At 64.3% G+C, this 23,584-nt stretch carries 22 protein-coding genes; 14 read left to right on the plus strand and 8 right to left on the minus strand.

The features are described 5' to 3' along the window. Positions 1–83 precede the first annotated feature (83 nt). The gene (locus EDC39_RS15310; RefSeq protein WP_187426673.1) at positions 84–248 is read right to left on the minus strand and encodes a hypothetical protein; all 165 of its coding nucleotides are present in this window, start codon (positions 246–248) and stop codon (positions 84–86) included. 15 nt (positions 249–263) lie between these two features. Beyond that, on the minus strand, positions 264–1,160 hold the full coding sequence (locus tag EDC39_RS06240) for a DMT family transporter (protein ID WP_148895522.1): 897 nt from the start codon (positions 1,158–1,160) through the stop codon (positions 264–266). Between the two features lie 190 nt (positions 1,161–1,350). Here EDC39_RS06240 and EDC39_RS06245 point away from each other — a divergent pair, with 190 nt between their 5' ends. The 3 genes from EDC39_RS06245 to EDC39_RS06255 all read left to right on the plus strand — a co-directional run bounded on the left by EDC39_RS06245 (position 1,351) and on the right by EDC39_RS06255 (position 3,542). After that, on the plus strand, positions 1,351–1,476 hold the full coding sequence (locus EDC39_RS06245; protein ID WP_148895523.1) for a 30S ribosomal protein THX: 126 nt from the start codon (positions 1,351–1,353) through the stop codon (positions 1,474–1,476). A gap of 232 nt (positions 1,477–1,708) precedes the next feature. Then, entirely contained in the window at positions 1,709–2,473 is a 765-nt protein-coding gene (locus EDC39_RS06250) for an ABC transporter permease (protein ID WP_222862842.1), read from the plus strand. A gap of 178 nt (positions 2,474–2,651) precedes the next feature. Continuing rightward, positions 2,652–3,542 (plus strand): bifunctional transcriptional activator/DNA repair enzyme AdaA, encoded by an 891-nt coding sequence (locus EDC39_RS06255; protein ID WP_148895524.1) that lies wholly within the window; start codon positions 2,652–2,654, stop codon positions 3,540–3,542. A gap of 92 nt (positions 3,543–3,634) precedes the next feature. Here the strand turns inward: EDC39_RS06255 and EDC39_RS06260 are convergent, their stop codons facing one another. The 3 genes from EDC39_RS06260 to EDC39_RS06270 form a co-directional block, all read right to left on the minus strand. Continuing rightward, a complete protein-coding gene (locus tag EDC39_RS06260; RefSeq protein WP_148895525.1) occupies positions 3,635–4,558 on the minus strand; it encodes a DMT family transporter in 924 nt (307 codons plus the stop codon). 28 nt (positions 4,559–4,586) lie between these two features. Next, complete coding sequence (locus EDC39_RS06265) at positions 4,587–5,057, minus strand: pyridoxamine 5'-phosphate oxidase family protein (protein ID WP_148895526.1); 471 nt, start codon at positions 5,055–5,057, stop codon at positions 4,587–4,589. Positions 5,058–5,157: 100 nt separating this feature from the next. Continuing rightward, the gene (locus EDC39_RS06270; RefSeq protein WP_148895527.1) at positions 5,158–6,141 is read right to left on the minus strand and encodes a hypothetical protein; all 984 of its coding nucleotides are present in this window, start codon (positions 6,139–6,141) and stop codon (positions 5,158–5,160) included. A gap of 122 nt (positions 6,142–6,263) precedes the next feature. Here EDC39_RS06270 and EDC39_RS06275 point away from each other — a divergent pair, with 122 nt between their 5' ends. Beyond that, the gene (locus EDC39_RS06275) at positions 6,264–6,725 is read left to right on the plus strand and encodes an Lrp/AsnC family transcriptional regulator (protein WP_148895528.1); all 462 of its coding nucleotides are present in this window, start codon (positions 6,264–6,266) and stop codon (positions 6,723–6,725) included. Positions 6,726–7,014: 289 nt separating this feature from the next. Here EDC39_RS06275 and EDC39_RS06280 read toward each other — a convergent pair whose 3' ends face one another. From EDC39_RS06280 to EDC39_RS06290, 3 genes are read right to left on the minus strand one after another with little or no spacing between them, the layout of a single operon-like run. Further along, positions 7,015–7,503 carry an asparaginase domain-containing protein gene (locus tag EDC39_RS06280; RefSeq protein ID WP_148895529.1) on the minus strand — a complete coding sequence of 163 codons (489 nt, stop codon included), beginning with the start codon at positions 7,501–7,503 and terminating at the stop codon, positions 7,015–7,017. Next, complete coding sequence (locus tag EDC39_RS06285) at positions 7,496–7,951, minus strand: phosphate-starvation-inducible PsiE family protein (RefSeq protein ID WP_148895530.1); 456 nt, start codon at positions 7,949–7,951, stop codon at positions 7,496–7,498. The genes EDC39_RS06280 and EDC39_RS06285 overlap by 8 nt, the downstream gene beginning before the upstream one ends. A 20-nt stretch (positions 7,952–7,971) precedes the next feature. Beyond that, positions 7,972–8,901 (minus strand): TIGR01212 family radical SAM protein, encoded by a 930-nt coding sequence (locus tag EDC39_RS06290; RefSeq protein WP_148895531.1) that lies wholly within the window; start codon positions 8,899–8,901, stop codon positions 7,972–7,974. Positions 8,902–9,259: 358 nt separating this feature from the next. On the opposite strand from EDC39_RS06290, the gene EDC39_RS06295 reads away from it, so the two are divergent. The 10 genes from EDC39_RS06295 (at position 9,260) to EDC39_RS06340 (ending at position 23,565) form a co-directional block, all read left to right on the plus strand. Further along, the gene (locus EDC39_RS06295) at positions 9,260–11,791 is read left to right on the plus strand and encodes a mannose-1-phosphate guanyltransferase (RefSeq protein WP_148895532.1); all 2,532 of its coding nucleotides are present in this window, start codon (positions 9,260–9,262) and stop codon (positions 11,789–11,791) included. Between the two features lie 14 nt (positions 11,792–11,805). Continuing rightward, the gene (locus tag EDC39_RS06300; RefSeq protein WP_148895533.1) at positions 11,806–13,896 is read left to right on the plus strand and encodes a glycoside hydrolase family 57 protein; all 2,091 of its coding nucleotides are present in this window, start codon (positions 11,806–11,808) and stop codon (positions 13,894–13,896) included. A 20-nt stretch (positions 13,897–13,916) separates the two neighbouring features. Then, on the plus strand, positions 13,917–14,957 hold the full coding sequence (locus tag EDC39_RS06305; protein WP_148895534.1) for a galactose-1-phosphate uridylyltransferase: 1,041 nt from the start codon (positions 13,917–13,919) through the stop codon (positions 14,955–14,957). A 9-nt stretch (positions 14,958–14,966) separates the two neighbouring features. After that, complete coding sequence (locus tag EDC39_RS06310; protein ID WP_148895535.1) at positions 14,967–17,519, plus strand: alpha-amylase family glycosyl hydrolase; 2,553 nt, start codon at positions 14,967–14,969, stop codon at positions 17,517–17,519. A 7-nt stretch (positions 17,520–17,526) separates the two neighbouring features. Then, positions 17,527–18,996, plus strand: a complete 1,470-nt coding sequence (gene glgA, locus EDC39_RS06315) for a glycogen synthase GlgA (RefSeq protein WP_148895536.1) — start codon at positions 17,527–17,529, stop codon at positions 18,994–18,996. Then, positions 18,974–19,204, plus strand: coding sequence for a hypothetical protein (locus EDC39_RS06320; RefSeq protein ID WP_148895537.1), 231 nt, complete (start codon positions 18,974–18,976; stop codon positions 19,202–19,204). The genes glgA and EDC39_RS06320 overlap by 23 nt, the downstream gene beginning before the upstream one ends. 382 nt (positions 19,205–19,586) lie before the next feature. After that, positions 19,587–19,913, plus strand: coding sequence for a c-type cytochrome (locus EDC39_RS06325; protein ID WP_148895538.1), 327 nt, complete (start codon positions 19,587–19,589; stop codon positions 19,911–19,913). A 30-nt stretch (positions 19,914–19,943) separates the two neighbouring features. After that, on the plus strand, positions 19,944–21,545 hold the full coding sequence (locus EDC39_RS06330) for a DUF3373 family protein (protein WP_148895539.1): 1,602 nt from the start codon (positions 19,944–19,946) through the stop codon (positions 21,543–21,545). Positions 21,546–21,650: 105 nt separating this feature from the next. Further along, complete coding sequence (locus EDC39_RS06335; RefSeq protein ID WP_148895540.1) at positions 21,651–23,036, plus strand: tetrathionate reductase family octaheme c-type cytochrome; 1,386 nt, start codon at positions 21,651–21,653, stop codon at positions 23,034–23,036. A gap of 61 nt (positions 23,037–23,097) precedes the next feature. Beyond that, complete coding sequence (locus tag EDC39_RS06340; protein WP_148895541.1) at positions 23,098–23,565, plus strand: SRPBCC family protein; 468 nt, start codon at positions 23,098–23,100, stop codon at positions 23,563–23,565. Positions 23,566–23,584 lie beyond the last annotated feature (19 nt).

The raw sequence follows: 23,584 nt of genomic DNA on the forward strand, positions 1-23,584 counted from the left end.
CCTGGCCGCTCTCAAAAAGAACGCCCCCGCGCCATGCCGGCACGGGGGCGTTCTTTTTGCCAAAACGGGAAAAACACCGTCGCCTACGACTGCTGGAAGCTGACCTCGCCAACGCGACGATGCTCCGGATCGATGTGCCGGAGCTGGCGGCCGGTGAAACTGAACAGCCGGGCGATGAGCAGCCCGGACGAGCTGTCGGTCCGTTTCCGGGCCGGACCTTTCCTGGACGTGGAACCGTTCTTCGTCATGGGGCGTCCGCTCCTTCACCCTTTCGCCCGCGTCCCGGTCGCCGGCCGGATGGCCAGCCAGGCGCCGGTCAGCACCAGGGCTCCCCCGGCGAGCAGGGAAGAATCGGGAGGCTCGTTCAGCAGCAGGGTCGCCAGCAGGACGCCGTTGACCGGCACGAAGTTGATGAAAACCGCCGCCCGGGCCGGTCCGAGCGCCCGGATACCCTGGAAATACCACAGAAAACCGAGAACGGTACCGAACAGCCCGAGATAGCCGATCGCCAGCCAGCTGCCCGCCGTCAGCCGCGCCCCCTCGAGCAGACTGCCGGCAGGCAGGGCGAAACAGGCGAGCAGCAAAGTGCCGGCTACTGACGACCAGCAGACGGCGCCCAGTGGCGTCAGCCCCCGCATCGCCCGCCGCCCGATCAGGGAGTAGAGCGTCCAGCTCAGCACGCAGCCCAGAATGAGAAGCTCACCGGCGCCGACTCCCACGTCCAGCAGCAGTCCCGGTTCGCCGCGGGTGATGACCACCACCGCCCCGACCAGGGAAATGGCCGCCCCCAGCAGCCGCAGGCGCGACAGCGGCTCGCCGAACATCAGCGCCGCACCGAGCGTGATGGCCACCGGGTTCAGGGCGATGATCAGGGCCGCCCGGCTGGCGGCGATCCGGGTCAGCCCTTCGAAAAAGAGCAGATTGTAGGCGCAGATGCCGGTCAGTCCGAGCAGCAGAACGGCTGCAGCCTGCCGCGGCGAAAGACGGGGCAGAGGTCCTTCCCGCCGCCAGTGGAGCACCAGCAGCGCCAGCGAAGCGACGACAAAGCGGAAAAAGGCCGCCGTCACCGGCGAGGTGGTGCCTCCCAGCCAGCGGCCGGCGACGAAGGTGCCGCCCCAGAAAAGAGCGGCGCCGTAGAGTTTGAGACAGGTAAGAAGCACGCGCGGATCCGTTTCGAGAGCAGGCCGAAGAAAGTTCCGCCATGATAGGGCGTTTTTTCCATCCTGAAAAGTCTTCCGCCCCCCCTCTTGACAAAAAATCGCTGAGAATCTAAATCATTGGCATCGCGTGACCCCTGAAACCACGATGAATCGTCAATAGAACAGCAACAGGTTCAAAGGAGGATTCCCCATGGGCAAAGGAGATCGCAGAACCAAGCGCGGCAAGATCTGGCGCGGCACCACCGGCAAAACCCGCCCCAAAACCTGGAAGGGGCGCAAGACGCAGACGCAGAAGGACGCCAAGGAAAAGGCCTGAGGCCTGCGACACATCAATAAAACGCCCCGCGGCTGTAGCCGCGGGGCGTTTTATTTTGGTGCAGGGAGTAGATGGACAGGGGGAGACAGAGGTTTTGAACTTGTAATTCAGGACTTGCCCCCTCGCCTCCCGGGCCAGGATTTCTGCCCCCCCCCGACACCATTGCGGCAGACGCTTGCAAATTCGTCAGGGCGAGATACTACAGAAAGGATTGGATGCAAAAGGAGGCCTTATGGCATCTAACATCCCCACCATTTCCCTGACCGGCCTGGCGCTGACCTTCGTTCCGCCGGCCATTGCGCTTGTCCTCATGGCCGCGTGGCGGGCCAAGGCGTTTCATGGTCTGTATGCCCTGGCGCGCATGCTGCTGCAGCTGATCGCCATTGGCTATCTTCTGGTCTATGTTTTCAAGAGCGAAGACTACAGGCTGGTTCTGCTGGTCCTGGCCGTGATGCTCTTTTTCGCCACCAGGATAGCGGTCCGGCATGTCAGAGACGGCAAAAAGGCCGCCTTTGCGGCAGGACTTGTTGCCATAGGCGCAAGCAGCCTGCCGGTGCTGGCCCTGGTAACCCAGGGGGTCATTGGCATGGACCCCTGGTTCGCACCCCGGTTTCTCGTCCCCCTGGCCGGGATGATCTTCGCCGGCGCCATGAACGCGGTCAGCCTTGGGGCGGAGCGCTTTCAGGCGGAAAGCCTGCGCGGCGTGCCCGTGGCGGAAGCACGGCGCACGGCCTTCGAAGCCTCACTGATTCCGGTGACCAACACCCTCCTGGCCGTCGGCCTTGTCTCCCTGCCGGGCATGATGACCGGGCAGATTCTTTCGGGAATCTCCCCCCTGGTCGCGGTCCGGTACCAGATTGTAGTCATGACCATGCTGTTCGGCACGGCCGGACTCGCGTCGGGAATTTACCTTTTCCTGCGCAGCCGGTATATGGAGGCAGAGGGGGTAAGGAACCATTCCAGGCAGTCCGACCAAGGGGGCAGGTCCAGGGCCTGACCTCATCTGCCCTCCTCCGCCCCTGCTCCTCTCCGGCCCTGCGTCAAAAACACGCCGATTTTCCTGGTGCTCTTGATCCTTTCCGCCGCAAGAATCGGGTGGCTTCTCCTGCGCCCCCTGTTTATTCTGGCCGCGTTCCTGTAAACTCAGCTCCGGGAAGCAAACAGGAGGCGCCGCCTTGGACCATCCTGACTACAGACGCATCGAGCAGGCGATCCATTTTCTGGAGGAACATGCCACCGACCAACCTTCACTGGAGGAGGTCGCTGCCCATATCGGCCTGAGTCCCTACCATTTTCAACGGCTGTTCAAGGCCTGGGCCGGCGTCAGCCCCAAGCGCTTTCTGCAGCACCTGACGGTGGAAAGCGCCAAGAGACTGCTGCGCGACTCGGCCTCGGTGCTGGAGGCCGCCCTCGATGTCGGCCTGAGCGGACCGGGGCGTCTGCACGATCTCTTCGTCAGCGTCGAGGCGATGACGCCGGGCGAGTACAAGAGTTGGGGGCGTGAACTGAACCTGCAGTACGGCTATCATCCCACCCCCTTCGGCGAATGCCTGATCGCCGTCACCGGACGCGGCATCTGCAGTCTCGCCTTCGTCGACCGGGAGACCCGGGACAGAGCCCTCGAAGAGTTGCGCCACAACTGGCGGGAGGCGTCCCTGGTCGAGAACCCGCGGACGAGCGAAGACATCGTCGGGCAGATCTTCGCCCCGGCCCAAAAGCGCGGACAAAAACCGCTCAAGGTGCTGCTGAAAGGGACCAATTTTCAACTCAAGGTCTGGCAGGCACTGCTGAAAATTCCGGAAGGGGCGGTCGTGACCTACGGCGCCCTGGCCGACGCGGTCGGTCATCGGGGCGCGCACCGGGCGGTCGGCACCGCCGTGGGGCACAATCCCATCGCCTATCTGATTCCCTGCCACCGGGTGCTGCGCAGCAATGGCGGCATCGGCGGCTACCGCTGGGGGACCACCCGCAAGCGGGCGATCCTGGCGCGGGAGGCGGCACTGGTCGATAAAAACGAAAAGACTTCCGATTCCCGCACACGGGAATCGTTCCCATCAATGCCTTGATGAGATCCCCCACACCTTCTTCACCAGGCTGAAAGCAATCAAGTGTCGCAACGAACCGATGCAGATCGCGGCGAGGCTGCCCTGTTGCGGCTTCACTCTCCGACCGGACTCAATTCCCCCGCGGCATCCGGCTTTTTCTGCCCGAAGAAGACCGACAGCTCGGAAACGATCATCCCGGCGAGCATCAGGCCGCAGCCGAACAACCCGCGCAGGGTGAGGATTTCGCCCAGCAGCCACCAGCCACCGAGGGCGGCGAACACCCCTTCAAGGCTCATGATGATCGCCGAGTGGGCGGGGTGGGCATCGCGCTGGGCGATGACCTGCAGGGTATAGGCAATCCCCACCGAGCCGAGCCCGCCGTAGAGGATGGGGACCGTGGCATCGAGAATCCCCTGCAGACTCACCTGCTCGACGGCAAGGGCGGTCAGCAGGCTCAGCGCCGCGCAGACGGCGAACTGGGCCGAGGCCAGCTTGAGGGGGTCGGTGCGCGGCGCCAGCCAGCCAATCAGCAGCACATGCCCGGCCCAGAAAAAAGCCGCGAGCAGGACGAGAAAATCACCGAAGGAGATGGTGAAATCGGAGGTGACACTCAGAAAGTAGAGCCCCACCACCGCCAGCATCGCGCCGATCCAGGTGCCAACACGTGGCCGCTGGCGCCAGAACAGCCCGACAATCGGCACCAGCACCACGTAGAGACCGGTGATGAACCCGGCATTGCCGGCAGTGGTGTAGACCAGTCCTGCCTGCTGCAGGGAAGATCCGGCAAAGAGCGCCAGCCCGGCCAGTAGCGCTCCCTTGAAAACCGGGATACGCTCGATCCCCTTCGGCTGCGACTGCCGTTTGCCGAGCAGCAGGATCAGAGGCAGCAGCGACAGGCTGCCGAGGGCGAAGCGCACCCCGTTGAAGGTGAAGGGGCCGACATAGTCCATGCCGACGCGCTGGGCAACGAAGGCAAAGCCCCAGATGGTGGCGGTCATGAGTAGCAGGATGTCGGCCTTGAGGGTTCCCTGTTTCATGGGTTGTCTACTGACTCCTTGAGTGTGTTCATCCCCCTCCGCCTGAAGACGAAGAGAGCTCATCATTGTCCTTGTTCCGGTTCACGACCTGACTGAACCATTCCAGATCGTTGCACTTGCCACTCATCTCTTCGATCTGCAGCTTGAAAACCGCCGTCCCGCGCACCGCCGCGACCGGTATCTCGAGGGGGCCCGTATGCCTGTTATGCCGCATCAGGACCTCAAGAGCCCGGCCCTTTTCATCCTCGTCTTCGAGAATCCTTATCGGACCGCTGCCGACCAGACTGGCAAACCTGACCGTCCAGTCACAGGCCTGTGCCGCAACAACCACCTCGGAGTGCAGGTCGATCTCGAAGGCAGCCCTGCCCTTCCGATGGATCAGATCCAGCTTGCGGCCGATTCTGGCGGCATGAAAGACCAGCCGGTCATCTTGCCAGCTGAAGGTCAACGGCACGATGTAGGGGCCCCGGCCTCCGGATCGTAAAGGGCCAACCGGCAGACGCGGGCTGCCCTGGCAGCCCCCGGCACTGTTCCTCGCTCAATCTGCGATCACTGCGACGCATGGCCGGTTTCCGGAAGCTCGACATCCGAAGGGCGTTCTACCCGGCACCGGAACCGGCTGACCGGACGGACCGCCCGAAAAGGAAGCGCTCCACCGTCCGGGTCGGGAGCCTCTGAACCAGCCGGGCCAGCAAGCCGGTCAGGATCAGAGCGAAGAGAAAGCGCCCCAGCAGCCCTGACCAGTGCCCGCCGACGGCCATCACAAACAGGGTGTCCTCGATCAGACTGTGGCAGATGCACATGAAACAGAGGCTGAGAAAAACGTCCCGGGCCGAGACCATGCCGCTGCGCACATCCTGCAGGATGAGCGCGCCGCCGAAGGAGATCCCCAGCAGGCTGCCGGTCACCGTCATGGAGGTGGCCGTGGTGCCGATCCCCATCAACCGCAGCACCGGCTGCAGGAGCCGGGCGATCCACGCGGTGACGCCGAAACGGTCGAGCAGACGCAGACCAGTCAGCAGGGTCAGGATAATCCAGAAGATCGACCAGAGCGAGCGGACACTGGCAACCAGCCACTCCCCCCAGCCGGAGGCCGGCGGTGTCAGATGCAGAAAGACCACCCGGGACGGCTGCTGCATCGATTCGAACCCGGCATAGATCAGGTTGAGAATCACCCCATAGACCAGCGCTGCAATCAGACGCAGAACCAGGGTAAAGAGAAACCCGGCACCGGCCTTCTGGGCGATGCGCTGTTCCACCGGCAGCGAATGGGCGATGAGGATCATCGCACCCAGCACGGTCGCCTGGGCCACGGTCAGCGGTACCGTCGGCAGCAGGGTCAGCAGAGCGGCGGCTCCGGCGTAGATGTTGACCAGCATGGCGGTCACCCAGACGAACCCCATCTCGCCGGGAAGACCGACCAGTCCCATCACCGGCGCCACCAGCCGACCGGTCAGCTCGATGGCTCCCAGCTCCACGGCGACGCGCACCAGCACCATCACCGGCACCATCACCTTGAGCAGCTCCAGGTAAAGCCGGACGCCATCGCGGACAATCTCGTTCACCTGAATCAGTGGTTTCATGGTTCTCCCGGGCACCTCCGTGGCCAAAGAATAGTGCAGCCTGGATGAAATAGGGGAGCAAAATGGCCGCTTTTGTGACATACTGTTGCAATAGAGCACACCTAAATGGAGAAATATTGCACATGGATGCCATTGATCGCCGCATTGTCGAGGTTCTGCAACACAACGCCGATCTGACCAACGCCGAGCTGGCCGACCGCGTCAACCTCTCCCCTTCCAGCTGTCTGCGCCGGGTCAAACGACTGAAACAGAAAGGCGTCCTGCTGAAAACGGTCGCCCTGGCCGATCCCGACCGGCTTGGCCGTGGCCTGACCGCCATTGTCGAGGTCACGCTCGAGCGCCACGGCGCCGAGGCGCAGCGACAGTTTCTCGATCTGCTCGCGAAGGAACCAGCGGTGACCCAGGTCTACAGCGTCACCGGCGAAACCGACGTGCTGCTGGTCATCCACTTGGTCGACATGAAGGAGTATCAGGCGATCTGCAACCGGCTCTTCAACCACGACCCCAACGTGGTCAAGTTCCGCACCCTGTTCGCCATGGAGCGGATCAAGTTCGAAACCGCGATTCCGGTGGGAGAGATATGAGAACAAAGGATATTGAAGGCATTATCGAGGATTTCTGCCCCCCCGGCAACAGCCTGCAGATGGATACGGGCGGGAAGTCCTGGGACAGGCCGAAGGTGGCGGTGTCACACGGCGACGACCACCTGGTCACCAGAATCAAGGGAACAGATCGGTTCTTTCTACCGGACTCCCGCCGAAGCCTTCGCCCTCGTTTTCCCCGACTACCTGGCTCCGGCAAATGAACGCAGCGTGTTCAGCTACGCGCTGCCACAAAGTACTGATTCCGGGCAAGGATAGCGCTTGCACGGCCTCAGTCGCCGGCGAGGGTTTCGAAGCGGTTTTCGGCCACGTTCTTGCGGGTGGTGCGCGGATCGAAGATACGGCCGTGCATGGCGATGTAGACGCCGGGCGGAAGCAGCTGCACGGCGGTGATGGCGCTGGCGACGTTGAACAGGGCGTCGGTGGAGCGGAAGCGGGCCGGCAGCATGGCTCCGGTCAGCACCAGGGTCTTGCCGGCAATGCCGAGCAGGGCCCGGCCGGTTTCAACCATGGTGTCGGTGCCGTGGGTAATGACGATCCGTTCGGTGGCCGATTCCTGCACCGCCCGCCGGATCTGGGCCCGGTCGGCGTCGGTCATCTCCAGGCTGTCCTTGCGCAGCAGGGGGCGTACCCGGATGTCGACGGTCAGATTGGCTTCCCTGAGCAGCTCGCCCACCGGCGACTCACCGACTTCATAAGTGCTCTTGGCGTCGAAGTAGACCTTGTCGATGGTGCCGCCGGTGGTGATGATCTCAATCACGTCCCTCCTCCGACTCGCCCTCCGACAGGAACTCGTCCCGGCGCACCGCCCAGTAGGCGCCGGAAACGCAGATGATCAGCACCGCAAGGCCCAGCATCGAGGTGTAGGAAACCTCCTTGAAATCGACCAGCACCACCTTTCGGGCCAGGGCGAGCATGGCCACCAGCAACACCGCGCGCACCTTGACGATCGGCTTCTTGGTGGTGATGTCGGCCAGCACGGTGTGATTGAATTCGAGCGCGATGAGCACGGTCATGAACGAGGCGAAAACCTTGATGAACTGGTTGTGGTCGAACAGGGCCGGGCCGGTGAGAACGACCTGGTAAAGCTCGACGCCGGACTGGATCAGGGTGAGAACCACCGAAATGCTGACCAGCGCGGTCAGGGCGGCCACCACCAGGCGTTCGAACCAGTGATAGCTTCGGGTGCCGAAAATCAGACGTCGCACGATTCCTCCATGAAAATCTCTCAGGTGGCTGCCGGATGGCACAGCCGGCTCCCCTGCCGGCTTCCCCGCCGCTGCAGCTCGTCGTCGATGGCGTTGAGCACCTCCCACTTGTTCAGCGACCAGAGCGGCGCCAGCAGGCGATCCCGCGGCCCGTCGCCGGTCAGCCGCTGGATCAGGGTTGCGGGATGCAGCCGCTCGATGACGTCGCAGACCAGATCAACATAGGCGTCCCGCTCCATGACGTCAACCCCGCCGTCGCGGTACATCCGCCCCAGCTCGGTCCCTTCCAGCACGTGCAGCAGGTGCAGCTTGATGCCGTCGACCTGCAGACGCGCCATCTCGTCGGCGGTGGCCAGCATCTGTTCACGCGTCTCGCCCGGCAGGCCGAGAATCACGTGCACGCAGACCTGCAGCCCCCGCGCCTTCGCCCGCCGGAAGGCGTCGAGAAAGCAGGCGTAGTCGTGTCCGCGGCCGATGGCGGCCAGGGTGGCGTCGTGGCTGCTCTGCAGACCGATTTCGAGCCAGAAACAGGTGCGCCGGTGGTATTCGGCCAACAGGTCGAGCACCTCGTCCGGCAGGCAGTCGGGGCGGGTGCCGACCGCCAGGCCGACGACATCGGGCACCTCCAGGGCGGCGTCGTAGAGAATCCGAAGCCGTTCGACGGGGGCGAAGGTGTTGGAAAACGGCTGAAAATAGGCCATGAACCGCTTCGCCTTGTACTTGCGGGTCATCACCTCCTTGCCGGCCTCGATCTGGCCGGCAACGTCCAGCCCGCGATCGATGCCGACGGCGCCGGAGCCGCCGGGGTCGCAGAAGATGCAGCCGCCTCCCCGCCGTCCGCCCTGGCGGTTGGGACAGCCGAAACCGGCATCGACGGAGATCTTGTGCACCCGGCCGCCGAACCGCCGCTTCATCACCTCGGAAAAGAGCCGGTACCGTTTTTCGCGCATGGCGCCTTTATGCCATCTTCCGGGCGGCAGGACAAGCCCGCAAGCTGCGCCTTCGGTGCTCGACGTAGCCTGGGCTACCGCTGAACCAGAATCGGCAGGATGCCTTGCATCTGTGCCCGTTCCGGCATCCCCGGTCCGCGAAAAGCAGATGGTGGATTTGGACGGCGAAAAAGACTGCCGGAGGCTGCGTTGCGCAGCCGCCGGCTGTTGATATACTTGTTCGGCACCGGAACCCGGTGGCGACAGACGGCCATGACGGACCACGGCGGGGGGGATTGAGGACGGCAGCCGGCCGGCCATCGCCTTTCGCTTCCGGCGAGCGTTGCGCATTTCATTGGCATGGAGGAATACGTCCACTATGAAAGCCGTCATCATGGCCGGTGGTTTCGGCACCCGCATCCAGCCCCTGACCATCAACCTGCCCAAGCCGATGATTCCCTTGGCCAACCGGCCAATCATGCTGCACATCGTCGACCTGCTCAAGCGGCACGGCATCACCGAGCTGGTCATGCTCCTCTATCACCAGCCGGAAATCATCAAGAATTTCTTCCGCGACGGCAGCGAGTTCGGCGTCCGCATCCGCTATGTCACCCCGCTGGAGGACTTCGGCACCGCCGGCGCGGTCAAGGCCGCGGCCAAGTTTCTCGACGAAACCTTCCTCATCATCAGCGGCGATTTGCTGACCGACATCGACCTGCGCCGGGCCATCGACTTTCACCGGCAGAAAAAGGCGCAGGCCACCATCGCCCTGACCTCGGTATCCGACCCGCTGCAGTTCGGCGTCGTCATCACCGACGCGCAAGGCCGCATCACCAAGTTCCTCGAAAAACCGGGCTGGGGCGAAGTCTTTTCCGACACCATCAACACCGGCATCTACGTGATCGAGCCCGGCGTCCTCGACCTGATCCCCGAGCAGAGCAACCGCGACTGGTCGAAAGACGTCTTTCCGGCCATGCTGGCGGACGACGCCCCGCTGTTCGGCTGCCGGCTCGAGGGCTACTGGGCCGACATCGGCAACACCGACGCCTACCTCGAAGCCTGCCGTGACATCGCCCGCGGCCGGGTCGAGGTCACCATCGAAGAACCGCTGCTCGCCCCTGACAGACGTATCTACTTCGGCGGCGAATCGAGCGTCGAGAACGGCGCCGGCGCCGTTCTCGAGGGGCTGGTCATTATCGGCGAGAACACCCAGATCAACGGCCGCGCCGTCATCCGCGACAGCATCATCGGCCGCAACTGCACCCTCGAGGACGGCGTCGAGCTGAACGGCGCCGTCCTCTGGGACAACGTCTACGTCAAGAGCGGCACCCGCATCAGCGACGCGGTGCTGGGGCACAACGCCCGCACCGGCCGCAAGGTCACCATCGAGCCGGGCGTCATCGTCGGCGACGAAACCACCATCGGCGACGGAGCGCTGCTCAAGCGAAACGTCAAGATCTGGCCGCGCAAGGTGGTGGAAGCCGATGCGACGGTCACTACCAATCTCATCTGGGGAGAACGATGGCGCAAGTCCCTGTTCGAGGGGCCGCTGGTCAGCGGCCTGACCAACGTCGAGCTGACGCCGGAATTCACCGCCCGGCTGGGCGCGGCCTACGGCTCCACCCTGCCGCGTGGCAGCACCATTCTCGCCGGCCGTGACGCCATCCGCTCGTCACGGATGCTCAAGCGTTCCTTCGTCGGCGGCCTGCTGTCGGCCGGCATCAACGTGCGCGACGTACTGACCTGCCCCCTGCCGGTGCTGACCTTCAAGCTGGCCACCTTCGGCGAGGTCGGAGGCGTCCACTTCCGCCAGTCGCCGACCGACCCGGCCGCCACCGAAATCGTCTTTCTCGATGCCGAGGGGCTCGAATTCTCCTCCGCCATGGGCAAGAGCGTCGAGCGCATCTACTTCAAGGAGAATTTCCGACGCGCCCACCACAGCGAACCGGGCGGCATCTTCGACATGCCGGGCGCCTACGACGTCTACCGCGACCATTTCCTGAAGGCCATCGACCGCAAGCTCCTCAGCCGCCGGCGGCCCAAGGTCGTCATCGACCTCAACCATTCGCCGGCGGCCGACCTGCTGCCGGGACTGCTCAACGAGCTCGGCTGCGAGGTGGTCGAAATCAATTCCCACGTCGAGGAGAGCAAGGCGGGCACCACACCTGAACAGAAGGCCCTCTTCCTGGAACAGCTCTCGCGCATCGTCGTCATCCTCGACGCCACGGCCGGCATCTGGCTCGGGCCATCGGGCGAAAAGCTGACCATCATCGACGACCGGGGCGAGGTGCTCAGCGACCTGGAAAGCCTGGTTGCCCTCTGCGCCCTGAGCTGCGGCGACAACGATGGCGGCAGGCTCGTGGTCCCGGTTTCGGCGCCCAGCGTCATCGACGAACTGGCGGCAAGGACCGGGCTGAGCGTCGAACGCACCCGCGTCGACGGCCGTGCCCTGGTGGAAGCCGCCACCAAAAACGGCACGGTCATGGCCGGCACCCTCGACGGGCGTTTCGCCTTTCCGGCCCTGCATCCCAATTTCGACGGCCTGTTCACCGTTGCCAAGATGCTGGAGATGCTCTGTCGCACCGGCAGCAGTCTGCACGACCTGAAACAGGTCGCCGAACACAGGCACTACCTGCATCGCGAAGTGCCGTGCAGCGCCGAATACAAGGGGGGGATCATGCGCCGGATGAGCGAAACCGCCTCGCAGCTGGAGGCGAGCTTCATCGACGGCGTGCGCATCACCCACGGCGAAGCCTGGGTGCTGGTGCTGCCCGACCAGTTCCGCCCGGTCGTCCACCTCATCGCCGAGGCGGAGGACGCCACCACCGCCGGTAAATTGCTCGAACACTACCGGGAGAAGATCACGGCCTGGAAAAAGACGCTGGAACAGGAACGCGATCTGCGCCCCTGAACGGAGCCCGCGGCATGAAGCAACTGAACGTCTGCATCCTCTGGCACATGCACCAGCCCGACTATCGCGATCCGGTCAGCGGCCTGACCCTGCTGCCCTGGACCTGGCTGCACGCGGTCAAGGATTACGGCGAGATGCTGCGCACGATGGCCGGAATCGAAGCGGCCCGCATCACCTTCAACCTGGTGCCGGTGCTGGTGGAACAACTCGACCGTTACGCCCGGGGCGAAGTGCAGGATCTGTGGCTCGAGCTGGCCCGCCGCGATCCGCGGGATCTCGACGATGACGAGCGCCGCTTTCTCGTCGACCGGTTCTTCACGGTGCACGCCGAGCGGCACATCCTGCCCAACAGGCGCTACCGCGAGCTGGCCCGCAAGAAAGAGACCGGCGGCGCCGGGGAGTTCAGGGAAAAGGACCTGCGCGACCTGCAGGTCTGGTTTCTGCTGAGCTGGACCGGGCACCATTTGCGGCAAGAGCCCCCGGTCAAAGAGCTGCTGGCCAAGCAGGAGGGATTCAGCGAAGCTGAAAAAGCCGGGCTGCTCGACCGCCTCGATGCCGAGGTCGCCGGCATTCTTCCCCTCTACCGGCAACTGGAGGAAGAAGGACGCATTGAGATCTCCTTCACCCCCTACGCGCACCCCATTCTGCCACTGCTCTGCAATACCGCCATCGCCGCCGAGGCATCGCCCGCCACCACCCTGCCCGCCACCGGCTTCCGCCATCCCGAAGACGCCCGGCTGCAGATCCGCCGCGGACGCGACCTGATACAGCACTATCTTGGCGTCCGGCCGCGCGGCATGTGGCCCGCCGAGGGAGCGGTCAGCGAAGAAGCCCTGCAGCTGATGATCGACGAAGACATTCCCTGGGCCGCCAGCGACGAAGGGATTCTGCACCGCAGCCTCCCCGGCGGGCTGCGCAACCGCAAAGACCTTTACCGCCCCTACAGCTACCGGGGACTGCCCCTGATCTTCCGCGACCTCGAGCTGTCCGACCGCATCGGTTTCGTCTACGCCCACTGGAAACCGAAACGGGCCGCCGAAGACCTGATCGGACATCTCGAGAGGGCGGCCGAACAGGCCCCCGGCGGGCTGCTGGCCCTGGTTCTCGACGGCGAAAACTGCTGGGAGAGCTACGAAGAGAACGGCTATCCCTTTCTGCGCACCCTCTACGAAGGGATCGGCGCCTCCTCCCGGCTGCGGCTGACGACCGTCAGCGAAGCACTGCACCACTGCCGGACCAGGAGCCTGAAACGGCTGGCCCCCGGCTCCTGGATCAACAGCGACTTCCACATCTGGATCGGCCACCCGGAGGAGAACCGGGCCTGGGAGCTGCTGGCGCGGGCGCGGAGCGAGACGTTCGGCGATCAGGCGCCGCAGCCCGACGATCGCCGGAGCGACCATCTGCTGCGGGCAGAGGGGAGCGACTGGTTCTGGTGGTACGGCGACGATCACGCCAGCGCCCAGGCCGACACCTTCGACCTGCTCTTCCGCCGGCATCTCGAAGCCCTCTACCTGGCGACGGGCCGGTCGGCGCCGCCCGAACTGAAACAGCCGATCAAGCCGCCGGTCAGCAAACGGCGGCGGCTGCGCGAACCGACGGCCCTGTTCACGCCCACCATCAACGGCCAGGCCGGCGACTACTTCGAGTGGCTCGCCGCCGGCCGGGCCAGCCTGACCGGCGGCGGCGCCATGCACCCGCGCGACCAGCTGTTCACCAGCCTGCTTTTCGGTTACGATCTGAAGCATCTCTTTCTGCGTCTCGACCCGCACGCGCACCAGGACGACCTGCTCGAAGAGGGGCATCACCTCGACATACACCTGACCGCCGCCGACGCCTGGCTGGCCCGGTTCGTTCCGAAAAGCGGGGAGGTCTTCCTCTATCGGGCCGGCGACAGCCGGATCGTCGGCCGCGGCAAGGGCGCGGTAGAGCAGGTGGTCGAACTGGCCATCCCGCTGGCGCCGCTGGAGCTGAAGGCCGGGGACGTGCTGCTGCTCAGTCTCCACCTTTGCGAACAGGACCGGGAGATGGCCCGCTGGCCGGTCGAGGCGCCGCTGGAAATTCCCTACCGGGGCACCCTGCTCGAAGCCGACGAGTGGTATGTCTGACCGTCGAAAGGACCGGTTGCATGTCTGAAATCCGCTGGGATCCCCTCAAGGGCGTCTGGGTGATCGTCGACCGCGAACGGGGCCGCCGCCTGCAGGAGTTTCTGCTCGAACAGCCGGCGCCCCGGGTCGAGTTCTGCCCTTTCTGCTACGGCAACGAAAGCCGCACCCCGCCGGAGATCGACGCAGTCCGCCCCGAACGCCAGCCCCCCGATACCCCCGGCTGGCAGGTCCGGGTGATTCCCAACCGGCATCCGGTTCTCGCCATCGAGGGGGATCTCGATCCCCGCGGCCATGGCCTCTACGACCGGGTGAACGGCGTCGGGGCCCACGAAATCGTCATCGAGAATCCGGACCACGACCGCGACCTGGCCGACTTCGCGCCGCAGGAACTGGTCGCCGTCCTGCACACCTGGCAGCGACGCCTGAACGACCTGCGCCGCGACACGCGCTTTCGCGCCATCTGCCTCTTCCGCAACCAGGGGCCGCTGGCGGGAGCGGACATCCCGCACCCGCATTCGCAAATCATCGCCCTGCCCCTGATTCCGCCTCTGATGGCGGCGGAACTGCACAACTGCCGCGACCATTTCAGCCGCAAGGAGCGCTGCCTGCTGTGCGACCTGCTGCGGCAGGAGCTGCACACCGAAACCGGCATCGTTCACGACGACGGCCACTTTGTCGCCCTGGTCCCCTACGCTTCCGGCCGGCCCTTCGAGCTGCGGCTCGTCCCCCGGCGGCATGAACACGACTTCGTACGGGTCGGCGAAGACGAACTGCTGGCGCTGGCCGAGGTGCTGCGCAACGTCCTGGCACGCCTGCGCCAGGCCCTGCGGACGCCGTCGTACCGGCTCTATCTGCGCACGGCCCCGCCGCAGCACACCCGCTTCGGCCGTCCAAACTACTGGACCTCGCTGGCCCACGACTATCACTGGTACCTCGAAATTCATCCCTGCCTGGCGCGGGGCACCGGCATCGAGCAGGCCACGGGAGTGCCGGTCAACCTGGTGGCGCCGGAAGACGCGGCCGCCTTTCTGCGCGGCGAAAACCCCGCTCAAAAACGCTGATTCGATGCCATGAACCGACACGGCAACTCTCTCAGGCAGCCCTTTCCCATTTCGGACAAGGCCCGGCGCCGGCTGCGGCTGGACGAAAGGCTGGCGGACTGCCCCCGGGAACACGAGCGGCAGCGGCTGTTCCGCATCGCCGGCGCCCTGCGCGAATGCGAGGGCCCCAACGTCGCCAGCGGTAGCGAGCTGCTGCTGCTCGCCGCCCTCTGCCGCGCCCAGCGCCACCTCTGCCGGCAGCAGCTGCACCGGCGGCAACCGCCCGCCGACAGCAACCTGGAGCTGACCCTCATCCAGTTCCGGCGTCTCTTCCCGCCAGCCGAAGCGGACGAAGATGCGCCGCAAGCGGAGACGATCGCCCGCTTGCTGCCGGAAATCTTCATCCTGGCCTCCCAGAACGACAATCCCGCCGCCGCAGGCGCCCGTTCGCTGTTCGACGACAGCGAGCTGGAGACGGCCTGCCACTACCGCCGGCTGCTGCAACTTCCCCTTGAGGAAGCAGGCGAAGGTTCTGGGCGCACCCTCTACGACCTGATCTGCGAACCGCTCCGCCGCCAGCCGGACAGCCTCGCCGACCAGCTGAGATGGGTTCGCCGGCACTGGCAGCCCCTGCTGCCGGCGGAACTGCTGGCGGAACTGGATGCCGTATTCGAAGCGGTGAGCTCCGAGATGCGCCGGCCGACCGGTGGCGCGGGGCCGCCGCAGCCCCCCGGCCTTGGCGGACACGAAAGCGACGGCTTCACCCCCGAAGCCGACTGGATGGCCGACGTGGTGCTGATCGCCAAGTCGATCCGGGTCTGGATGTACCAGCTCGGCCACCGCTACCAGACCGAAGTCCGCACCCTCGACGACATTCCCGACACCGAACTGGAGCAGCTCGCAGCCTGCGGCTTCAACGCCCTGTGGCTGATCGGCCTGTGGGAACGCTCGCCGGCCTCGGCAAAGATCAAGCGGCTGCGCGGCAACCGCGACGCCGCCGCCAGTGCCTACGCCCTGTTCGACTACGACATCGCCGCGGAAATCGGCGGCGACGCGGCCTTCGACCGATTCCGGCACCGCTGCCGCCGGCACGGCATCCTCCTGTGCGGCGATGTGGTTCCCAACCATTTCGGCCTCGATTCCCGCTGGCTGCGCGATCATCCCGAGCGCTTCGTCCAGACCGACCATCCCCCCTTCCCCGGCTACAGCTTCACCGGGCCCGACCTGTCCGGGCATCCGGACATCGAGCTGGTCATCGAGGACGGCTACTGGGATCACAGCGACGCCGCCGTCGTCTTCCGCCATGTCGACCGGCGCAGCGGCCGCACCCGCTACATCTACCACGGCAACGACGGTACCCACCTGCCCTGGAACGACACCGCCCAGCTCGACTATCTCAGGCCGGACGTGCGCGAAGCGATGATCGAGCTGATTCTGCAGGTGGCAAAACGCTTCGACCTGATCCGGTTCGATGCCGCCATGACCCTGGCGAAACGGCATTTTCAGCGTCTCTGGTATCCCCTGCCCGGCGGCGGCTCCGGCGTGCCGTCCCGCGCCATGTTCGCCCTGACGGCCGAAGAGTTCGACCGCGCCTTTCCCCAGGAATTCTGGCGCCAGGTGGTCGACCGTCTCGCCGCCGAGGCGCCGGACACCCTGCTGCTGGCCGAAGCCTTCTGGATGCTCGAAGGCTACTTCGTGCGCGAACTCGGCATGCACCGGGTCTACAACAGTGCCTTCATGAACATGCTCAAGCACGAGGAGAACGCCCGCTACCACCGGGTCATCCGCGACACCCTCGCCTGCGACCGGCGCATCCTGCAGCGGTTCGTCAACTTCATGAACAATCCTGACGAAGCCACCGCCGTCGAGCAGTTCGGCAAGGGCGACAAATATTTCGCCGTCGCCGTCCTGCTCGCCACCCTGCCCGGGCTGCCGCTGTTCGGTCACGGACAGGTCGAGGGCCTGCGCGAAAAGTACGGCATGGAATTCGTCCGTCCCCTGCTCGACGAAGAGCGGGACGAAGGCTTCTTCCGCCACCACCAGAGCCAGATCTTCCCCCTGCTGCGCCGGCGGCGCCTGTTCAGCGGGGCGGACAGTTTCCGCTTCTACGATTTCGTCACCGACACCGGCTGCGACGAAAACGTCTTCGCCTTCAGCAACGGCCACGGCGACGAAAGGGTGCTGGTGGTGGTCAACAACAGTCCGCACCCGACAGCGGGTCGCATCCGTTTCGCCGTCTCCAGAAGCGCCGAAGACAGGACCGTGGCGAAACAGTCTCCGGAGCTGGCCGAAGCCCTGGCGCCGGCGGTACAGAAGATGCCGTTTCTCTCCGGCCGGGAAATCCGCGAGGGCAAGAAGATACTGCTGCACCTGCCGACCCTGCGCCGGGAAGGGCTGCGCCTCGAGCTCGGCCCCTATCAGTACCGGGTTCTGCTCCACCTCAAACCGCTGCCCGATGCCGACGGCAGCCTGCAAAGGCTGTGGCGCGAACAAACCGGCGGCAACACCGCCTGGCTGGATCTCGACGACCTCGCTCCCCCTGGCGCTCCGGAGGGCGATTGCGCTAAACTTCCTCCCGTCTGAGACCGCCATGAAAATTCTCTTTGTCGCATCCGAAGTCGCCCCCTTTGCCAAAACCGGCGGCCTGGCCGATGTCACCGGCTCGCTGCCGCGCGCCCTGGCCCGCATGGGGCACCAGGTCGCCATCATCCTCCCTCTGCACCGCATGGTGCGGCAGCGCGGATTTCCACCGACCGATACCGGTCTGCGGCTGACGGTTGCCATGGGAAGGCAGCGGGAAGTCTGCGGCGTCAGGCAGCTCGACCACGAGGGGGTGCGGGTCTGGTTCATCGACCGGCCGGAGCTGTTCGAACGCAACGGGCTGTACGGCGAGGCGGGCGTCGACTACCCGGACAACGCCCAGCGCTACGGCTTCTTCTGCCGGGCGGTGCTCGAGGCCCTGCCGCGCCTCGGCTTCCAGCCAGAGCTGATCCACGTTCACGACTGGCAGACCGGACTGATTCCCCTGCTGCTTGCCACCGAACTACACAGCACCCCCTTCTATCGATCCATCGCCAGCCTGCTGACCATTCACAACCTGGCCTACCAAGGGCTGTTCGAGCCGGAGGTTCTGCCCCTGCTCGGCCTGCCGGAGGAACTGTTCCATCCCGAGGGGATCGAATTCTACGGCAAGCTCTCCTTCCTCAAGGCCGGCATCTTCTTCGCCGACCGCATCACTACCGTATCACCGACCTACTGCCAGGAGATCCTGACGCCCGAATCCGGCTGCGGCTTCGAGGGCATTCTGCGCAGCCGGCAAAAGCGCCTGAGCGGCATTCTCAACGGCATCGATCCCGAAGACTGGAATCCCGCCGCCGACAGCGCCGTTCCGTATCCCTATGCCGCCGACAGCCTCGACGGCAAGGCCCTGTGCAAGCGGCGGCTGCAGCGCGAGCTGGGCCTGCCACAGCAGGCCGGGACACCACTGCTGGCGATGGTCACCCGCATCGACCGGCAAAAGGGAATCGACCTGGTGCTCGATGCCTGGCCGAGGCTCGCCCGGCGGCCGGTGCAGCTGGCACTGCTCGGCAGCGGCGACAGAGCCCTTAGTGCACGCCTGCAGGCCCTGGCGGCGGCCGATCCCGACCGGGTGGCGATCCGGCTCGGCTTCGACGACGCCCTCGCCCGGCGCATCTACGCCGGGGCCGACCTCTTTCTGATGCCCAGCCGTTTCGAACCTTGCGGGCTCGGCCAGCTGATCGCCCTGCGCTACGGCGCCGTGCCCCTGGTGCGGTCGACCGGCGGCCTGGCCGACACCATTTTCGATATTGACAGCCGGCCGCAAACCGGCAATGGTTTCTGCTTCGAACAGCCGACATCGCAGGCCCTGCTGCAAGCAGTCGACCGCGCCCTGGCCCGGTTCGGCGAGCGGACGGCCTGGCGACGTCTCGTAGCCGTCTGCATGCGGCAGGACTACAGCTGGCGGCGCTCCGCCAGCCGTTATCTCGATCTCTACCTGCAGACCCTGGAGGAACATCGTGAGCGAACAGGAAAGAGATGAACAGCGACAGACCGGCGTCGATTCATCAGGATCCGCCCCGGCGACAATTTCAGAGCGCTATCCGGAACTGGCCGAACTGCAGCGGGACATCGAACGCTGTCTGAAGAACAATCGAAAGTTTCTCGACCACTTTCTCGACGAAGACTTCATCGACGAGCTCGAAGACGACGCCGACGATTTCGGCGACGACATGGAGCCGGAACTCTGAGTCCCTCTCCGCATCCCACCCATCCGGCCGTCCCCCCGACGGCCAGACAAAAAAGCTAAAGTCTCCCACCCCGACAGCCGAAAACTCTCTTAGCCGGGTCCGTTTGGCCAAATGACTGCATGTCATGCCGCCATCAGGCAATATTGCGATCGAATCATTTTTTTTTGCAGGCTCATTAAGGTGGATGAATTCTTAACTTTTTCTAAAAGTCTCAATCGTAATGAATATTTACGAAATGTCGCATAAATTACCGTAAAATATTGGCACAAATCATGATACCCGAATATTCGAAATCATCATTAAACGCCGAGAGTAAATGGCACACGAACCTCAACCAACAGACCAGACGCACGGCGTCACCAAACCACATGGAGGCACAACGATGAAACTGGCAAAACGAATCACAGCCATCGTCGCCATCGCTCTGTTCGCGGCGACATCCGTCATGGCCGCCCAGGGCGGCAACCCGAAAAAGGGCAAGTACCTGTTCAAGAAACACTGCAAGCGGTGCCATGTCGCCGGCGCCGAAGGCGGCGAGCTGACTCCCCTGTCGAAGACCATGAGCCAGTGGGACCGCTTCTTCAAGCGCGACAAGCACAAGGCCAAACCGGAAATCTGGGGCAAGTTCAAGGAAAAGGACCTGAAGGACATCAACCAGTTCCTCTATGACCACGCCGCCGATTCCGACCAGCCGGAAACCTGCGGATAACCTTTCAATCCTTTCCCGAGGAGGCACGCGATGCGAACCTTTTTCGTCCTGATTCTAGCCTTGGCCATCGCCCTGCCGGGCACGGTTCTTGGCGCTTCGGTAGACGAGTTGCAGAAAAAGATCGACCAGCTCTACGAAGAGATCGACTACCTGCAGGAGCAGATCGACAAGAACACCATGCACGCCGCCACCGACCGGATCAGCTTCTACGGCGACCTGCGGGTCAAGGCGGACACCCTGCATTACCGGGATCTCACCAACGTCCAGCCGGCCTTTGTCAATGATTCCACCTCCGGCCTGCTGGTTCCCAACTTCAACACCGACGGAACCCTGAAGCGCAAGACCGACGATTTCGACAACGACCTGCTCTACACCACCCGGCTGCGACTCGGCATGAAGGCCAAGGTGTACAAGAACGTCAAGTTCCATGGCCGGCTGCTGATGTACAAGAACTGGGGCGACTCGACCAATGTCAAGGTGTTCGATTCCTGGAACTCCTTCACCATGGACGGCACCAACAGCGGCAACACCACCAGCGACTACCTGCAGGTGGAACGCGCCTATTTCAGCTGGAACGACATCGGCGGCAGCAACTTCTATCTCTCCATCGGCCGCCGGCCCTCGACCTACGGACCGCCGGCCCACCTGCGCGAGAACGAGCTGCGCGGCGGCACGCCTTCCGGCCACCTGGTCAATTTCAACTTCGACGGCATGACCATCGGCTACAAACTGGGACGGGTGACCGGCGTCGAGGGGCAGGTGGTCCGCTTCTGCTACGGCCAGGGCTATGAATCGGAGTACGGCAACGGCGAGCTGTTCAACGAGATCGACCTGGAGGACACCCACCTGGGCGGCTTCAACATCGACCTGCTCAACGACGGCACCAACTTCCTGCAGCTGACCCTGTTCGGGGCCAAGGATGTGACCGATGGTTTCAAGGGCGTCCTGGCGGTCCCCAGCAGCTTCCTGCCGGCCAGCTTCCAGTCCGCCATTTTCCCCGGTTTCAACCTGTTGACCCGGGTGCAGGCGACCCACAACATCGGTGACATGCTGCTCGGCGGTGTCGGCTACCTGCGCGAGGAGGACAGCGGCCTGAAATGGTTCGTCAGCCTGGGCTGGACCCGCACCGACCCCAACGGGGAAGCGGGCCTGTTCGGCGGCCTGAACAAGGACGCCGAGCTGATCCCGGTCGACGCCAACGGCAACCCGGCAACCATCGGTGTCGACGCCGTTGCCTTCGCTCCGACCGGCCGCACCACCGACGACAGCGCCGAGAACGGCTACTCGGTCTATCTCGGCGTGCAGATCCCGGCACCGATGGGCAAGCTCGGTGTCGAGTACAACTACGGCTCCAAGTACTGGCTGCCCTTCACCCAGGCGCAGGATGACGTCGTCGGCAGCAAGCTGGCCACCCGCGGTCATGTCGGCGAGGTCTACTACATTGTCGATGTCAACCCGAACATGTTCATCAAGGTTGCCGGACTCTACTACGACTACGAGTACACCGGCAGCGGCGCCCCGGTGGGCGAGCCGAAGAAAGTCGAGGACGTTCAGGCCGGCAAGGTCTACTCGATGCTGCCGGCGATCGACGAGGTCTGGGACCTCAACGCCTCGATCACCGTGCGGTTCTGACCGGCAACCGGTGGAAAAAGGGGGGCGGCTTTCCCCCCTTTTTCCCCGGCACAATCATGCAAACATCCATATTGTTGAAACAAAAGACGACCAGGAGAAACCATCATGCTGCGAAGACTTTTTCCCCTGCTGTTCACCCTGACCCTGGCCCTGCTGGCCACCGGCACGCATGCCGTGGCCGATGAAGACGCCCCGTCGCATGCCGCCTACATCAAGGGGCCGATCAACAGTGGACCGGAAGCGACCAAGCAGTGCCTCAAGTGCCACAAGAAAGAGGCCGAGCACCTGATGAAGACGCCTCACTGGACCTGGCAGCGCGAGCAGGTCGTCAACGGCAAGAAGGTCAAGCTGGGCAAGATCAACGCCATCAACAACTTCTGCACCTCGACGCCGACCAACCGGGTGCACTGCAGCGAGTGCCACATCGGCTACGGCTGGCGGGACGAGAACTTCGACTTCTCCGATCAGAGCCGCATCGACTGCCTGGTCTGCCATGACACCACCGGCCGCTATCACAAGGACGGTGACAATGCCGGCGAAGTGAGGAAGGGCGTCGACATTCTCGAAATCGCGCGGAACGTCGGCAAGCCGAGCCGCTACAACTGCGGCGCCTGCCACTTCTTCGGCGGCGGCGGTGACGCCGTCAAGCACGGCGACCTCGATTCGTCGATGGAATTTCCGGACCGCGAACTCGACGTCCACATGTCGCCGGACGGGCTCGACTTTGCCTGCCAGACCTGCCATGTCACCGAGAACCACCAGATTCCCGGCGCCAACATGGCCACTTCGCCCGACGGCAAAAACGGCTTCGAGTGCACCAGCTGTCACGACAGCGCCCCGCATGAAGAATCGCGGCTGAATCGCCATACGGCAAGCGTCGCCTGTCAGACCTGCCACATTCCGGCCTTCGCCCGCGAGATGCCGACGCAGATGGACTGGGACTGGTCGACGGCAGGCAGGGACACCGTCTCGGCCGAAGCCGGCATCAAGTACCGCAAGACCATGGGCACCCTGACCTACAAGAAGAACGTCATCCCGACCTACGCCTGGTTCAACGGCAAGAGCGGCGTCTACCTGCGCGGCTCGAAGATCGACCCCGACAAGCCGACCAGACTGACCTGGCCGCTGGGTGACATCAACGACAAGAACGCCAAGATCTATCCGTTCAAGGTCCACACCGGCAAACAGATCTACGACACCGAGAACAAGATCTTCATCACCGCCCACGTCTACGGCGAAGACGGTTTCTGGTCGACCTTCGACTGGGACAAGGCCGCCAGAATCGGCATGGAATCGACGGGACTGCCCTACAGTGGCAAATACGGTTTCGCGCCGACCGAGATGTACTGGCGGATCGACCACCAGGTCGCTCCGAAAGAAGAGGCGCTGCAGTGCCTCGACTGTCATGGCGACAACGGCCGCCTGCCCTGGAAGGAGCTGGGCTACAAGGGCGATCCGATGGACAATCCGGATTACGCCCGCAACCACTGAACCGGCACCGCCGGGCCCCGCTGACCGCGGGGCCCGGCAACCATCCAAACAGGCTGAAAAGATGGACCAGGCAAACGACCCCAACGGAACCGGCATCTCTCCCGCCGAATATCTTCGCGGCGCCCTGGCCAGCCGACACATCGTCAACACCAGCCGCCGCATCGACTGCGCCGGATGCAATCCGCCGACCGGCGAACTGCCCCTGCTGTACCTGACGGCTCCACGACAGGCCCTGACCAATACGGTCTGTGAGCTTCGCCTGCGCATCGGCAAGACGACCGACGAACGATTCTCCGGCACCCTGCACCTGCGCGGCACAGGCAATATCCGCCACCGGGATTACGAATTCTCGGCCCCCTTCGAGGTTGCCGACGACGAAACCGCCCTTTGCCTCGCCTTCCAGTGGCTCACCCCCGACTATCCGACCCTGATCGAGTGGGCAGCCTCTATCGAACCGGAAAAGAAGATGGGACTGACCCTGACCGACATCGCCCGCGTCATGGTCGTCAAACCGCAGACACCCCCCTGACCCCGAAATCCGGTTGCGA

Origin of the sequence: Geothermobacter ehrlichii (genome assembly GCF_008124615.1) — a bacterium.
In the GTDB taxonomy this organism is placed as follows: domain Bacteria; phylum Desulfobacterota; class Desulfuromonadia; order Desulfuromonadales; family Geothermobacteraceae; genus Geothermobacter; species Geothermobacter ehrlichii.

What these genes read in the sequence shown, in the direction of transcription:
- EDC39_RS15310 (WP_187426673.1), bottom strand. Translation starts at nt 248, where the DNA reads ATGACGAAGAACGGTTCCACGTCCAGGAAAGGTCCGGCCCGGAAACGG.
- EDC39_RS06245 (WP_148895523.1), top strand. Translation starts at nt 1,351, where the DNA reads ATGGGCAAAGGAGATCGCAGAACCAAGCGCGGCAAGATCTGGCGCGGC.
- EDC39_RS06250 (WP_222862842.1), top strand. Translation starts at nt 1,709, where the DNA reads ATGGCATCTAACATCCCCACCATTTCCCTGACCGGCCTGGCGCTGACC.
- EDC39_RS06260 (WP_148895525.1), bottom strand. Translation starts at nt 4,558, where the DNA reads ATGAAACAGGGAACCCTCAAGGCCGACATCCTGCTACTCATGACCGCC.
- EDC39_RS06270 (WP_148895527.1), bottom strand. Translation starts at nt 6,141, where the DNA reads ATGAAACCACTGATTCAGGTGAACGAGATTGTCCGCGATGGCGTCCGG.
- EDC39_RS06275 (WP_148895528.1), top strand. Translation starts at nt 6,264, where the DNA reads ATGGATGCCATTGATCGCCGCATTGTCGAGGTTCTGCAACACAACGCC.
- EDC39_RS06290 (WP_148895531.1), bottom strand. Translation starts at nt 8,901, where the DNA reads ATGCGCGAAAAACGGTACCGGCTCTTTTCCGAGGTGATGAAGCGGCGG.
- EDC39_RS06295 (WP_148895532.1), top strand. Translation starts at nt 9,260, where the DNA reads ATGAAAGCCGTCATCATGGCCGGTGGTTTCGGCACCCGCATCCAGCCC.
- EDC39_RS06300 (WP_148895533.1), top strand. Translation starts at nt 11,806, where the DNA reads ATGAAGCAACTGAACGTCTGCATCCTCTGGCACATGCACCAGCCCGAC.
- EDC39_RS06305 (WP_148895534.1), top strand. Translation starts at nt 13,917, where the DNA reads ATGTCTGAAATCCGCTGGGATCCCCTCAAGGGCGTCTGGGTGATCGTC.
- EDC39_RS06310 (WP_148895535.1), top strand. Translation starts at nt 14,967, where the DNA reads ATGAACCGACACGGCAACTCTCTCAGGCAGCCCTTTCCCATTTCGGAC.
- glgA (WP_148895536.1), top strand. Translation starts at nt 17,527, where the DNA reads ATGAAAATTCTCTTTGTCGCATCCGAAGTCGCCCCCTTTGCCAAAACC.
- EDC39_RS06325 (WP_148895538.1), top strand. Translation starts at nt 19,587, where the DNA reads ATGAAACTGGCAAAACGAATCACAGCCATCGTCGCCATCGCTCTGTTC.
- EDC39_RS06330 (WP_148895539.1), top strand. Translation starts at nt 19,944, where the DNA reads ATGCGAACCTTTTTCGTCCTGATTCTAGCCTTGGCCATCGCCCTGCCG.
- EDC39_RS06335 (WP_148895540.1), top strand. Translation starts at nt 21,651, where the DNA reads ATGCTGCGAAGACTTTTTCCCCTGCTGTTCACCCTGACCCTGGCCCTG.
- EDC39_RS06340 (WP_148895541.1), top strand. Translation starts at nt 23,098, where the DNA reads ATGGACCAGGCAAACGACCCCAACGGAACCGGCATCTCTCCCGCCGAA.